At 71.7% G+C, this 13,715-nt stretch carries 9 protein-coding genes and 1 tRNA gene; 9 read left to right on the forward strand and 1 reads right to left on the reverse strand.

Going from position 1 to position 13,715, the window contains the following annotated elements:
- The first annotated feature begins 17 nt into the window (after positions 1–17).
- On the forward strand, positions 18–3,629 hold the full coding sequence (gene mfd, locus ACH0A8_RS00865) for a transcription-repair coupling factor (RefSeq protein ID WP_066652554.1): 3,612 nt from the start codon (positions 18–20) through the stop codon (positions 3,627–3,629).
- A gap of 254 nt (positions 3,630–3,883) precedes the next feature.
- On the opposite strand, the gene nhaA is transcribed toward mfd, so the two are convergent.
- A complete protein-coding gene (nhaA, locus tag ACH0A8_RS00870) occupies positions 3,884–5,062 on the reverse strand; it encodes a Na+/H+ antiporter NhaA (RefSeq protein WP_406906140.1) in 1,179 nt (392 codons plus the stop codon).
- A gap of 103 nt (positions 5,063–5,165) precedes the next feature.
- Between nhaA and ACH0A8_RS00875 the strand changes: the two genes are divergently transcribed.
- The 8 genes from ACH0A8_RS00875 to ACH0A8_RS00910 all read left to right on the forward strand — a co-directional run bounded on the left by ACH0A8_RS00875 (position 5,166) and on the right by ACH0A8_RS00910 (position 13,598).
- Entirely contained in the window at positions 5,166–5,864 is a 699-nt protein-coding gene (locus ACH0A8_RS00875; protein WP_209683753.1) for a MazG family protein, read from the forward strand.
- 323 nt (positions 5,865–6,187) lie between these two features.
- Complete coding sequence (hisS, locus tag ACH0A8_RS00880) at positions 6,188–7,432, forward strand: histidine--tRNA ligase (RefSeq protein WP_406906143.1); 1,245 nt, start codon at positions 6,188–6,190, stop codon at positions 7,430–7,432.
- A 98-nt stretch (positions 7,433–7,530) separates the two neighbouring features.
- Complete coding sequence (gene eno / locus ACH0A8_RS00885; RefSeq protein WP_058728084.1) at positions 7,531–8,814, forward strand: phosphopyruvate hydratase; 1,284 nt, start codon at positions 7,531–7,533, stop codon at positions 8,812–8,814.
- A gap of 378 nt (positions 8,815–9,192) precedes the next feature.
- The gene (locus tag ACH0A8_RS00890; protein ID WP_066652590.1) at positions 9,193–9,750 is read left to right on the forward strand and encodes a septum formation initiator family protein; all 558 of its coding nucleotides are present in this window, start codon (positions 9,193–9,195) and stop codon (positions 9,748–9,750) included.
- Between the two features lie 68 nt (positions 9,751–9,818).
- Complete coding sequence (locus tag ACH0A8_RS00895; RefSeq protein ID WP_066652599.1) at positions 9,819–10,367, forward strand: DUF501 domain-containing protein; 549 nt, start codon at positions 9,819–9,821, stop codon at positions 10,365–10,367.
- Positions 10,368–10,414: 47 nt separating this feature from the next.
- Complete coding sequence (locus ACH0A8_RS00900; protein ID WP_066652606.1) at positions 10,415–11,890, forward strand: NAD(P)/FAD-dependent oxidoreductase; 1,476 nt, start codon at positions 10,415–10,417, stop codon at positions 11,888–11,890.
- Between the two features lie 82 nt (positions 11,891–11,972).
- Positions 11,973–12,046: transfer RNA gene (locus ACH0A8_RS00905), tRNA-Leu, on the forward strand.
- Between the two features lie 223 nt (positions 12,047–12,269).
- Positions 12,270–13,598, forward strand: coding sequence for a threonine/serine exporter family protein (locus tag ACH0A8_RS00910; protein WP_081984684.1), 1,329 nt, complete (start codon positions 12,270–12,272; stop codon positions 13,596–13,598).
- Positions 13,599–13,715: the final 117 nt, after the last annotated feature.

The following is a 13,715-nucleotide window of genomic DNA, read 5'->3' on the forward strand; positions in this document are numbered from 1 at the left end:
CCGGTACCATCGTCTGAGTGACGATCTCGGGCATCATCCCTGCGCTCTCGCGCGCCTCCGCGTTCGATCGCGTCCTCCGCGCTGCCGGGCGTGACGCGGACTTCTCCGTCGTCGACGGCCTGCGGGTCCCGTTGCTCGGCGCGCTGCTCGCCGAGCGCAACGGTCCCCAGTGCCTCTTCGTCGTCACCGCCACCGGGCGCGAGGCCGAGGCGGTGCGCGGCGCCTTCACGTGCACGGTCCCCGACGCCGAGGTCCTCGAGTTCCCCGCGTGGGAGACCCTGCCGCACGAGCGCCTCAGCCCGAGCGCCCAGACGGTCGGCACCCGCATCGCGACGCTCCGCAAGCTCGCCGCGTGGCAGGACGCCGATCCGGCCGACCGCCGCACGATCGTCGTGGTCGCGAGCGTCCGCGCCGCACTGCAGCCCATCGCGGGCAACCTGACGTCGCTCGCCCCGGTCGCACTCGCGACGGGTTCACGCGGCAACGACCTCGCGGCCATCGCGTCGCAGCTCGTCGACCTGGCCTACGCCCGGGTCGACCTCGTCACCCGCCGCGGCGAGTTCGCGGTGCGCGGTGGCATCCTCGACGTCTTCCCGCCCGGTGCCGACCACCCGGTGCGCGTCGACTTCTTCGGCGACGAGATCGAGGCGATCAAGGCGTTCTCGGTCGCCGACCAGCGCACCACCGACGACGACCTCGGCTCGGTCGAGCTCACCGCCTCGCGCGAGCTCCTGCTCAGCGACGACGTGCGCCAGCGGGCACGCGAGATGCTGCACGAGTTCCCGAACCTGTCGCAGATGCTCGCGAAGATCGCCGAGGGGATCCCGGTCGAGGGCATGGAGTCCCTCGCGCCGGCCCTCGTGCAGGACCTCGTGCCGATCACCACCTACCTGCCCGAGACCGCCACGATCGCGGTCCTCTCGCCCGAGCGGGTCGCCGGTCGCGCGCACAGCCTGGCCGAGACGAACACCGAGTTCCTGCAGGCCGCGTGGAGTGCCGCGGTCGCGGGCGCACAGGCACCCATCGACCTCGACGCGGGCAACTTCCTGTCCGTGCAGCAGCTCAAGAACACCCGTGGCCAGCGCACCTGGTGGACGGTCACGCCGTTCGACTCGGGGCTCGACGAGGGTGACCGCGAGCGCGTGCTCACCGACGCCGAGGCCGCTGCTGAGGCCGGTGAGTACATCCGCGTCCGAGCGGAGTCGATCCCGAGCTTCGCGGGCAGCGCGGACGGGGCCGTCGAGCACGTCAAGCAGCTCGTCGACGACGGCTGGGGCGTCGTCGTGACGGCGCAGGGCAAGGGGCTCGTCGAGCGCGCGGTGCAGGTGCTCGCGGACGCGGGTGTCGCGGCTCGTGCCGAGGACCTCACCGCGCCGCCCGAGCCGGGTGTCGCGATCGTCACCACCGCCACCGTCGAGGCCGGCTTCGCGACCCCCGACCCGCGGATCGCCGTCCTGAGCGAAGCCGAGTTCTACGGCCGCAGCGTCCAGCAGGGCGCCCGCACCGTCAAGAAGCTCGCCGCCCGCCGCAAGAACGTCGTCGACCCGCTGCAGCTGAAGCCGGGCGACGTCGTCGTGCACAACACCCACGGCATCGGCAAGTTCGTCGAGCTCGTCTCGCGCGAGGTCAGCTCCGGCGGTCGCAACGCCGTGAAGACGCAGCGTGAGTACCTCGTGCTCGAGTACGCCCCGTCGAAGCGGAACTACCCGGGCGACAAGCTCTTCGTCCCGACCGACCAGCTCGACCAGCTCTCCCGGTACGTCGGCGGCGAGAACCCCACCCTGTCCAAGATGGGCGGCTCGGACTGGTCCGCAGCGAAGTCGAAGGCGCGCAAGGCCGTCCGCGACATCGCCGTCGACCTCGTGAAGCTGTACTCGGCACGCATGGCCTCGAAGGGGCACGCGTTCGGCCCGGACACCCCGTGGCAGCGTGAGCTGGAGGAGGCCTTCCCGTTCGCCGAGACCGCCGACCAGCTCACCACCATCGACGAGATCAAGCGCGACATGGAGAGCCCGATCCCGATGGACCGCCTGCTCTCCGGCGACGTCGGCTACGGCAAGACCGAGGTCGCGATCCGCGCGGCGTTCAAGGCCGTGCAGGACGGCAAGCAGGTCGCCGTGCTCGTCCCGACGACGCTGTTGGTGCGTCAGCACATGGAGACGTTCCAGGAGCGCTTCGCGGGCTTCCCCGTGCACCTCCGCGCACTCAGTCGCTTCCAGACCGAGAAGGAGTCGAAGGAGACGATCGCCGGCCTCGCCGACGGCACCGTCGACATCGTGATCGGCACACACCGCATCCTGTCGCAGAACATCGCGTTCAAGGACGTGGGGCTCGTCATCATCGACGAGGAGCAGCGGTTCGGCGTCGAGCACAAGGACCAGCTCAAGAAGCTCAAGACCAACGTCGACGTGCTCGCGATGTCCGCGACCCCGATCCCGCGGTCGCTCGAGATGGCCGTCACCGGCATCCGGGAGATGTCGACGCTCGCGACCCCGCCGGAGGACCGCCACCCCATCCTGACCTTCGTCGGGCCGCAGTCCGACCTGCAGGTCGCCGCCGCGATCCGCCGCGAGCTCCTGCGCGAGGGCCAGGTCTTCTACGTGCACAACCGCGTGAAGGACATCCAGTCGGTGGCGTCGCACCTGGCCGAGATCATCCCCGAGGCCCGGATCCAGGTCGCCCACGGGCAGATGTCCGAGGGCACCCTCGAGCAGGTCATGGTCGACTTCTGGGAGCGCAAGTTCGACGTGCTCGTGTCGACGACCATCGTCGAGACGGGCCTGGACATCGCCAACGCGAACACGCTGATCATCGACAAGGCCGACAAGTACGGGCTGTCCCAGCTCCACCAGCTCCGAGGTCGCGTCGGCCGCGGGCGTGAGCGCGGGTACGCGTACTTCCTCTACGACGCCGACAAGCCGCTCTCCGAGACCGCGCAGGACCGACTGGAGACCATCGCCGCGAACAACGAACTCGGTGCCGGTATGCAGGTGGCCATGAAGGACCTCGAGATCCGGGGTGCCGGCAACCTGCTCGGTGGTGAGCAGTCCGGGCACATCGCGGGGGTCGGGTTCGACCTCTACCTGCGGATGATCGGCGAGGCCGTGTCCCAGTTCAGGGGAGACGTCGCCGAGGGGCAGACCGAGCTCCGGCTCGAGATCCCGGTCGACGCGCACATCCCCGAGGACTACGTCGAGTCCGAGCGGCTCCGGCTCGAGGCGTACCAGAAGCTGTCGGCCGCATCGGCCCCGGCTGCGCAGCCCGAGGCGATCGACATGGTGCTCGACGAGCTCACCGACCGCTACGGCCAGCCGCCGCAGCCGGTGCTCACCCTGGTCGAGGTGTCGCGCCTGCGGCGCATGGCGCAGCAGGTCGGCCTGTCCGACGTCGTCGTGATGGGGTCGAACCTGCGGATCGCGGGCAAGGAGCTCGCCGACTCGGCCCAGGTCCGGCTGAAGCGCATGTTCCCCGGCGCGCGCTGGTTCCCGCAGCAGGACGCCGCGAGCATCCCGCTGCCGAAGCCGCACGGCGAGACGCTGCCCGACGACGGGCTCATCGAGTGGGTGGAGAGCATCCTGACGGCCGTCTACGGCGCGTCCAAGGCCCCCGCGGAGGCGCCCGCGTCCTGACACGCGGCCGGGCGCGGCCTGGAGGCGTGGCTCGACGCGGCTTGGAGGCGCGGCCCGACGCGGCTCGGAGGCGCGACCCGACGTGGCCTGGAGGCGCGGTGCCAGCCGGTACCGCGCCTCCAGGCCGTCGGGTGGCCGTCATCCGACATCGCACGTGTCGATGGACCCGTGCGGAGTCGCACGGTGCGCCTGGAACGACACGTCCGCTGTCGTCCGACGGCGGACGTGTCGTTGTGCAGCGGCCGCTCGGTGCGCTACTCGGTGGCCTCGGCCTCGGAGAGCTCGCGTCGCGCGCGGTAGCGGCGGGCGCGCAGGCTGACGACGACGGCGGACGCGAGGATCGCGATGCCGGACCCGACGAGCACGGCGAGGACGCCCTCGTCGAGGATCTCCTCGTTCCGGGCGAACGCCAGCTCGTTCATGAGCAGCGAGACCGTGAAGCCGATCCCGCCGAGCACGCCGACCGTCACGATCGACCAGAACGAGAGCGTCGATCGACCGGGGGCGCGGAAGATGCGCGTCGCGACGGCACCGAACAGCGTGATGCCGATGACCTTGCCGACCGGGAGCGCGAGGACGACGGCCCAGAACGTGGGGGAGAGCTCGCCGACGCCGACGCTCGGGATCACGACCGCCGCCGAGGCGAAGGCGAACACCGGCAGGACGACGGCGTTCGACCACGGCTCGACGTTCTCGTGCAGCGTGTGTCCCGGACGGCGGGGCAGGACGAGACCGAGCGCGACGCCGGCGATGGTCGCGTGCACTCCCGAGTGGTACACGAGCCACCACGTCACGAGGCCGACCAGCACCATCGCGGCGATGATCCACACGCGGCCGGTGCGGCCCGGACGCAGCAGCCGACCGAGCACCGCGAAGACGGCGAGGGCGACGACCGCACCGCCGAGCGCGAGGAAGTCGGTGCCGTGCGCGAAGACGACGGCGATGATGACGATCGCGATGAGGTCGTCGAGCACCGCGAGCGCGAGCAGGAAGACGCGGAGCGTGGAGGGCAGCCCTCGACCGAACATCGCCAGGACCCCGAGCGCGAACGCGATGTCCGTCGCGGTCGGGATGGGCCACCCGTGCTGGTAGGGCGTGCCCGAGGTCACCAGGAGGAAGATCCCGGCCGGCACGAGCACGCCGCCGACCGCGGCGATCGCCGGGATGACGGCCGTCTTCGGGTTCGAGAGTTCGCCGTCGAGCAGCTCCTGCTTCAACTCGATCGCGACCAGCAGGAAGAAGACCGCGAGCAGGCCGTCGCTGATCCAGTGCGACACGGACAGGTCGAGACCGACCGTTCCCCACGGCGAGTGCGCGTCGAGGGCTCGTTCGAGGCCAGGTCCGAGCGGCGAGTTCGCCACGAGGAGGCCGAGCACGGCGGCGGTCAGGAGCGCGATCGCGCTGAAACGGGGGGAGCGGACGAGTGCCGACATGGATCTCCGACGGTGTGCGGGTACGGGTACGGAACCGTCGACCAGACTTCCCGACACACCAGGGGTCAGCCTACCGGAGCGGCCTGCGTGCGAGCATGACGCCATGACCGCCGTCACGGACCTCGTCGAAGTCGTCGACCGCCTGCTCGCCCCCGACGGCGGTTGCGTGTGGAACCGTGCACAGACCCACGCATCGCTCGCGCGGTACGCCGTGGAGGAGTCGTACGAACTCGTCGACGCCATCGACTCCGGCGACGACGACGACCTCCGCGAGGAACTCGGCGACGTGCTCTACCAGGTCGTGTTGCACGCCGGACTGGCTGCAGCGCAGGGCCGGTTCGACCTCGAGGACGTCGCCGCCGGTGCTCGCGACAAGATGGTCCGTCGGCACCCGCACGTGTTCGGTGCCGAACGGGCGGACACGGAGGCGGAGGTCGTCCGGGTGTGGCGGGCGGCGAAGTCGGCCGAGAAGGCGTCGCGCACGAGCGTCCTCGACGGGGTCCCGAGGGCGATGCCGCCGCTGGAGCGAGCCGTGAAGCTGCTCGAACGCCTGGAGGACCGTGGCGACGCCGCCACGGTCGTCGCCGCCGCCGTGCGCGCATCGGGGCGGGAGATCGGGAAGACAGGCGGGTCGGCGGACGTGGGCACGGTCCGGTCGGCGGGTGCGAACGCTGTGGACGAGCGGTGGGGCGCGCGCATGCTCGCCGAGGTCGCCGCGGCGCGGGAGGCGGGCGTCGACGTGGTCGCGAGCCTGCGCGCTGCGGTGACCCGGCTGGAAGCCGAGGCGCGCGTCGGGGAGTGAGGCGGGCCTCCGAGGCCGGTGGGTTGCGCCGCTGAGGCGGGGCCGTCGCGCTACCGAGACGGGGCCGTCAAGCCGCTGAGACGAGAGAGCGGGCACCCTCCCAACCCGAAAAAGGAGGGTGCCCGCGAGCGGGCCACGACGTGCCAGGGGGACACGACGACAGGGACGCCCGCTCGAACCGCGGGGCACCGTTGCAGCACACCGGCCCCGCGAACGATCTGGTGGCCGGATCAGGAGGCCGCCAGACCGAGGTTCTGCATCCAGAGTATCAGTGGACCGGATGCGGTGCAAGGTCATGCCCTGGTTCTGGCAGGATTGGCGGCATGGCGACGACCGTGACGGCTCCCCGTGGCATGCGTGACTTCCTCCCGGCGGACAAGGCCCGTCGCGAGCACGTCCTCGGGGTGGTCCGGGACGTGTACGCGCGACACGGGTTCGACGAGATCGAGACCCCGGTCGTCGAGGACGCCGCACGCCTGCACTCGGGGCTGGGCGGCGACAACGAGAAGCTCGCGTTCGCGGTGATGCGCCGAGGGCTCACCACCGAGGACCTCCAGAAGGCGGATGCGCCGCTCGACCTCGCGGACCTCGGGCTCCGCTTCGACCTGACGGTCCCGCTCGCCCGCTTCTACGCCTCGCACCGCGCCGAGCTGCCCTCGGTGTTCCGTGCCGTGCAGATCGCACCCGTGTGGCGTGCCGAGCGTCCGCAGAAGGGGCGCTACCGGCAGTTCGTCCAGTGCGACATCGACATCCTCGGCGAGCCGGGGCAGCTCGCGGAGATCGAGCTCATCCGCGCGACCACCGCCGCGCTCGCCGCGCTCGGCATCGCGGACACCACCATCCGGATCAACGACCGTCGCATCCTGCTCGCGCTGCTCGCTTCGTGGGGGATCACCGACCCGGACGCCGCGGACCGGGCGCTGATCACGGTCGACAAGCTCGACAAGATCGGTGCGGACGGTGTGGCCGCCGAGCTCCGCGCGACGATCGGCGCCGACCTGCCGGGCCTCGAGGACACGATCCGTGCGCTCGAGGCCGCGGACTGGGCGTCCGTCGAGGGGGCGTCGTGGCTCGATGCCGAGGCGTTCGCGGACCTGCTCCGCCTCCGCCGGGCCCTGCCGGGCGTGGACCTGCGCTTCGACCCGACACTCGTGCGCGGCATGGGCTACTACACGGGCACGATCTTCGAGGTCGCCCACCCCGACTTCGGTTACAGCCTCGGCGGCGGCGGTCGCTACGACGGCATGATCGGACGCTTCCTCGGGCAGGACGTGCCCGCGGTCGGGTTCTCGCTCGGGTTCGAGCGGCTCGTCGACCTCGTCACGCTGCCGGAGTCGGCCGAGTCGGACGCCGTCGTGCTCCTGTACGACAAGGACGTCGACCCGGTCCGCCTCGCGGCGCTCAAGACCGAGGCCCTCGCGTCGCACCGTCGCGTCCGGCTCGAGCGGCGGCCGAAGAACACCAAGAACCTGCTCGCGAGCCTCGCCGAGCAGGGCTTCGCGGCCTTCGCCGGTGTGCGGGCCGACACCGAGACCCTGGAAGGTGTCGAGTTCCGCCCGCTGGCGTGAACTCCTCCACACCCGACGTCATCCGCGGCGAGGCGTCCACCGCGCCTCGGTAGGATCGACCCGCTGTCCACCACAACCGAACTCGTAGGGAGTACCCCGTGGCCCAGATCGATGCCGTAGGCGCACGCGAAGTCCTCGATTCCCGAGGCAACCCGACGGTCGAGGTCGAGGTCCTCCTCGACGACGGCGTGGTCTCGCGCGCGCTCGTCCCGTCCGGTGCCTCCACCGGTGCGTTCGAGGCGTACGAACTCCGCGACGGCGACGCGAACCGCTACGGCGGCAAGGGCGTCCTGAAGGCCGTCGACGCCGTCCTCGACGAGATCGGCCCGGCGCTCGAGGGCTTCGACGCCACCGACCAGCGCCTCGTCGACGCCGCGCTCATCGAGCTCGACGGCACCGAGAACAAGTCCCGCCTGGGCGCCAACGCGATCCTCGGCGCCTCGCTCGCCGTCGCCCGTGCCGCCGCCGACTCGGCCGACCTGCCGCTGTTCCGCTACCTCGGTGGCCCGAACGCGCACACGCTGCCCGTCCCGCTCATGAACGTCGTCAACGGTGGCGCGCACGCCGACACCAACGTCGACATCCAGGAGTTCTTCCTCGTGCCCTACGGCGCCGAGAGCTTCTCGGAGGCCCTGCGCTGGGGCGTCGAGACCTACCACGCCCTCAAGGGTGAGCTGAAGAAGCAGGGTCTCGCGACCGGCCTCGGCGACGAGGGCGGCTTCGCCCCTGAGCTCGCCTCGAACCGTGCTGCGCTCGACTTCCTGCTCGCCGCGATCGAGAAGGCCGGCTTCACCCCGGGCAAGGACATCGCGCTCGGCCTCGACGTCGCCGCGACCGAGTTCTTCCACGACGGCAAGTACGCGTTCGAGGGCAAGCAGCTCTCGAGCGAGGAGTTCACCGGGTACTTCTCGGACCTCGTCGCGAACTACCCGCTCGTCACCATCGAGGACGCCCTGGCCGAGGACGACTGGGAGGGCTGGAAGCACCTCACCGCCGAGCTCGGCTCGAAGCTGCAGCTCGTCGGCGACGACCTGTACGTCACGAACCCGAAGCGTCTGCAGCGGGGCATCGACGAGCAGGCCGGCAACTCGATCCTGGTCAAGGTGAACCAGATCGGCACGCTGACCGAGACCCTCGACGCCGTCTCCCTGGCGCACCGCCACGGCATGACCGCGATCCTGTCGCACCGCTCGGGCGAGACCGAGGACACCACCATCGCCGACATCGCGGTGGCCGTCGACGGTGGCCAGATCAAGACCGGTGCCCCGGCCCGCTCGGACCGCGTCGCGAAGTACAACCAGCTGCTCCGCATCGAGGAGGAGCTGGGCGACGCCGCGGTCTACGCCGGCCGCACCGCGTTCCCCCGCGCCGCTGCGCTCTAGGTCGCACCCGCACCACCACGAGACGCCGTCCTCCTCCGGGAGGGCGGCGTCTCGCCGTCCCCGGGCACTCCCGGTGTCGCCGTCGCGCCGGTCCGCCCTCGCCCTCGAATCGGTCTGCTCTCGCCCTCGAGCGGGCAACATCTGCGACGTCCGGCGCAGCAGTCCGACGGATCTCGCCCACTCGGCGGACGCGAGCGGCACGTCCTGCCCGTTCGGCGGCCAGCCGGCCCAGCGGTGGACGCTCGGCGGTGGGTGGCGGACGGGAGGCGCGTGGCGGCCGTGCGCCGCGCCTCCCGGCCGCTGGGAGGGTGCCGAGCGACGCACGACGGTCCGCGTGCCGGGTCACGTGACCGTGCCGTGCCGGGTTATCGTCGAGCCGTGCCCAGCCAGAAGCCCCGCGTCCGCCGCATCCCCGTGGCCGTGCCGGAGTCCGGTGCGCACGAGCAGCCCTGGTACCGGTCCATCCGGTTCTCCGGCTTCAGCCTCCTCATGCTCGCGATCATCGTGCTGTTCGTCGTCGTGCTCGCCCCCTCGCTGCGGACGCTCATCCAGCAGCAGGAGCAGATCGCGCAGCAGCAGCGCGAGGTCGCAGCGCAGAAGGCCGACGTCGCGCAGAAGAAGCAGGACGTCGCGCGGTGGGACGACCCGGCCTACATCGAGGCCCAGGCCCGCGACCGGCTGCTCTACGTGTACCCGGGCGAGGAGAGCTACCTCGTGATGGGTGCGGAGCAGGCGAAGGGGTCGGACCGGGCCGAGACCGACTCCGGCAGCCCGGTCAGCTCGACGGTGCAGACGCCGAAGGTCGACTGGGTGCAGGCGATGCTCTCCAGCGTGCTGCAGTCAGGACTGACCGAGAAGACCACCGAGCAGCTCGTGGCGCCCGACGTCTCCGGCACCGGAGACCCGACCGGCGCGGCGACGAGCGACAGCAAGTAGGGCAGCCGGGGGCGCCGCGGCGTCACGGAGTGGGACGGCGACCAGGACTCGGGTAGGCTCACGTGCCCGTGACGACCCCTCCCTTCGATCCGCCGTCCGACCGCGACATCCAGGTCGTCTCGGCGCAGCTCGGGCGACCGGCCCGCGACGTCGTCGGGATCGCTGCACGGTGCGCCTGCGGCAACCCCACCGTCGTGTCGACGAAGCCCCGACTCGCGAACGGCACCCCGTTCCCGACGTTCTACTACCTGTGCCACCCCGCCGCCACCGCGGCCGTGAGCACGCTCGAGGCGAACCACGTCATGCCCGAGCTCGCCGCCCTGCTCGAGGACGAGACCGTCGCGGCGCAGTACCGCGCGGCCCACGAGTCCTACCTGGCGGACCGCGAGTCGATCGAGCACGTCGACGAGATCGACGGCATCAGCGCGGGCGGCATGCCCACCCGCGTGAAGTGCCTGCACGCGCTCGTCGGCCACGCCCTCGCTGCCGGACCCGGCGTCAACCCCATCGGCGACCTCGCGCTCGAGCGCGTGGACTGGTCGCCCTCCCGCTGTGAGTGCCGGGCGTATGATGGCATCGCAGACGCTGGAGTCGGGGCGGGTGGCGGCGAAGACTGACCAGCCTCCCGGCAAGCAACCACCCCACTCCAAGGAGATCATCCCCCGTGCCCAAGATCCTCGTCGTCGGCGGCGGCTACGCCGGTTTCTACACCGCCTGGAAGCTCGAGAAGCACCTGCGTCAGGGTGAAGCCGAGGTCACCATGGTGGACCCGCTGCCGTACATGACGTACCAGCCGTTCCTGCCCGAGGTCGCCGCCGGCTCGATCGAGCCGCGTCACGCGATCGTGTCGCACCGTCGTCACCTGAAGAAGACCCGTGTCGTCACGGCGAAGGTCACGAAGGTCGACCACGCCACGAAGACCGCGACGATCACCCCGGCCGAGGGCGAGGCGTGGGAGGAGTCCTACGACCAGATCGTCATGACCGCCGGTGCCGTCTCGCGCACCTTCCCGATCCCGGGCGTCGCGGACGAGGCCATCGGCCTGAAGACCATCGAGGAGGCCGCGGCGATCCGCGACAAGATCCTCACGAACTTCCACAAGGCGGCGAACCTGCCGGCCGGTCCCGAGCGCGACCGACTGCTCACCGTCGTCGTGGTCGGCGGTGGCTTCGCCGGCATCGAGGTGTTCGCCGAGCTCCGCTCCTTCGCGTCCGACCTGCTGAAGAGCTTCCCGCAGCTGTCCTTCGACGACACGCACTTCCACCTGGTCGAGGCGATGGGCCGCATCATGCCCGAGGTGTCGCTCGAGACCTCGCACTGGGTGCTCGAGAACCTCGCGTCCCGCGGCGCGACCGTGCACCTCGAGACCCAGCTGGCCTCGGCCGAGGGCGGCGTCTGCCAGCTCAAGGCCAAGGACGAGTCGATCGAGACCATCGAGTCCGACCTCATCATCTGGACCGCCGGCGTCATGGCGAACCCGATGGTCAAGGGCACCGACTTCCCGCTCGAGCAGCGCGGTCGCATCCGCGTGCAGCCCGACCTCCGCGTGGTCGACGACAACGGCGTGATCGCCGACGCGTGGGCCTGCGGTGACGTCGCGGCCGTGCCGGACCTGACCGGTGGCGGTGTCGGCGGCTTCTGCGTGCCGAACGCCCAGCACGCCGTGCGTCAGGCGAAGCAGCTCGCGAAGAACCTGGTCGCGGTCGTCCGCGGCGAGGCGACGACCGACTACAAGCACGAGAACCTCGGTGCCGTCGCGGGCCTGGGTCTCGGCACGGGTGTGTTCCAGTCCGGCAAGTTCGCCATGAAGGGCTTCCTGGCCTGGGGTGCCCACCGCGGGTACCACGGCCTGGCGATGCCGTCGTGGGAGCGCAAGTGGCGCGTCATCGGCGACTGGGTCGGCGGCTTCTTCCTGGGCCGTGACATCGCGTCGCTCGACGACCGTGAGACCCCGCGTGCCGCGTTCGAGGCCTTCGCGTCGCGCCCGAAGCCCGCTGCAGCCGAGGAGCCCAAGGCCGTCGCTGCCCCGGCTCCGGCGGAGGGTCAGCCGGCCGACGCCGCCGGCCCCGCGTACGCCACCCCGGCCGAGGACGTCTCGAAGGACGCTGCGCCCGTCGCAGCCCCGGCGGACGCCAAGTAGCACCAGCACCAGCACCAGCACCGACGGCCGTCGCCCCACGTGGGGCGACGGCCGTCGTCGCGTCGGTAGGCTGTTGCGGCCCGCCCCCGTGGCCCAATCGGTAGAGGCACGCGACTTAAAATCGCCGAGTTGTGGGTTCGAGTCCCACCGGGGGTACGCGAGGCGCGGGTGCGCCGCCGGCCGCGCCGCCGCGCCGGCCGCGCCGCCGGCGACGGCGACGGCGGGCGAGTCTCGGCTCCGCGGACAGTTTCGCGGATCGGCCGTCGCGAACGTGTCCGCACAGGCGAGTCTCGTGCGAGCGCCCCGCCGTCCGCACAGGCGAGTCTCGTGCGAGCGCCCCGCCCGCACAGACCCCAGCCGCGCAGTAGCATCGACGTCCGTGGTCGGACTCGGAAGCGCTCTCGCGAACCTGCGCAACGCGCTCAACCGACCCGAGGCGCACGTCGAGGTCGTCGACGGCGAGACGGTCCCCACCGGGATGCTGCTCGGGACCCTCGGCGCCCTGCTGCTCGACGCCGGCAGCTCCGTCACCGACGTCCGCTCCGCGCTCGAGAAGGCCCGCGACGCCGCCGGGGTCGGACCGACGCTCGCCGTGGGTGTCCTACCCGCACTCGTCATGGTCAGTGAGGTCGCCACCGGCGCCGCCACCATCGTCAACGCCGAGGGCGTCGAGCTCTCGTCGCGTCAGGCAGCGCGGGCGAACCGCCTCGTGCTCGGCCTGGAACGCGGGTCCATCGCCCTCGCCGAGATCCCCGCCCGGGTGCGCGCGATCCGGACCGGGACCGTGCCGCCGCCGGCGCTGCCGTGGATCACCGGGAACGCCCTCACCTCGGTCGGACTGGCCGTCGTGTTCCGCTGCCCGTGGTGGGCGATCGTGCTCGCGCTCGTCGTCGGTGCCCTGGTCGGTGTGCTCAGCCTGGTGCTCCGCCGCTTCCGCGAGGCCGTCGCGATCATCCCGTTCCTGGCCGCGTTCATGTCGACGAGCGTCGTCGGCCTCGTCGCCGCCGGCACCGGGTTCGACCACGTGCCCCTGTTCGCGGTGTGTGCGCCCGTCGCGGTCTTCGTGCCCGGCGCGCTGATCACGAACGCGCTGCTCGAACTGACGGCCGCCGACATCGTGACCGGAGCCTCGCGCCTGGTGCAGGGGCTCATCACGCTCGGCTTCATGGCCGCCGGTATCGCCGCGGGGAGCGCCCTCACCGGCCTGCGCGTCGACCCGTCGTCGGCGGCCCTCGTCGGCGAGGTCGCCGGCGTCGGCACGCTCCGCGGTGGTTGGGAGGCCGTGCCGTCCTACTGGGTGTCCTGGGTGGCGGTGGCGGGCCTCGCCGTCGGCCTCGGGCTCGTGTTCCGCTCCGGCTGGCGGCTCACCGTCGTGTCCGTCGCCGTCATGATCAGCGCGTACGCGGTCGTGAGCGGCACGACGCCGGTGTGGGGCAGCGTGGTCGCGACCGGAGCTGCGGCCGCGCTGCTGTTCGTCGCGACGCGGTTGCTCGAGCGTGTGGTCCCGGTGATCCCGGCGACGGTGTCGTTCTTCCCCGCGTTCCTGCTGCTCGTGCCCGGCACCGTGGGACTCGTCGCGGTGACCACGTTCGACCCCGTCGCGCTCGGCACGCCCCTGGCCACGTTCGTCAGCCTGTGCATCGGGACGAAGATCGGCGGCCTGCTGCCCGGTCTGTTCCGGCGGAACGCCCCGCACCGCGTGGCCTGAGACCCGGGGCGCGCGGCGGTCGGGAGGCGCGCGGCCGCCCCGTCACGTGCCTCTCGTCCGACCGGTACGGGCCGGGAGGCGCGTGGCGGGCGAACCCGGCGTCTCCCGTCCCGTGGG

This window comes from Curtobacterium sp. 179-B 9B NHS, from assembly GCF_045370965.1.
In the GTDB taxonomy this organism is placed as follows: domain Bacteria; phylum Actinomycetota; class Actinomycetes; order Actinomycetales; family Microbacteriaceae; genus Curtobacterium.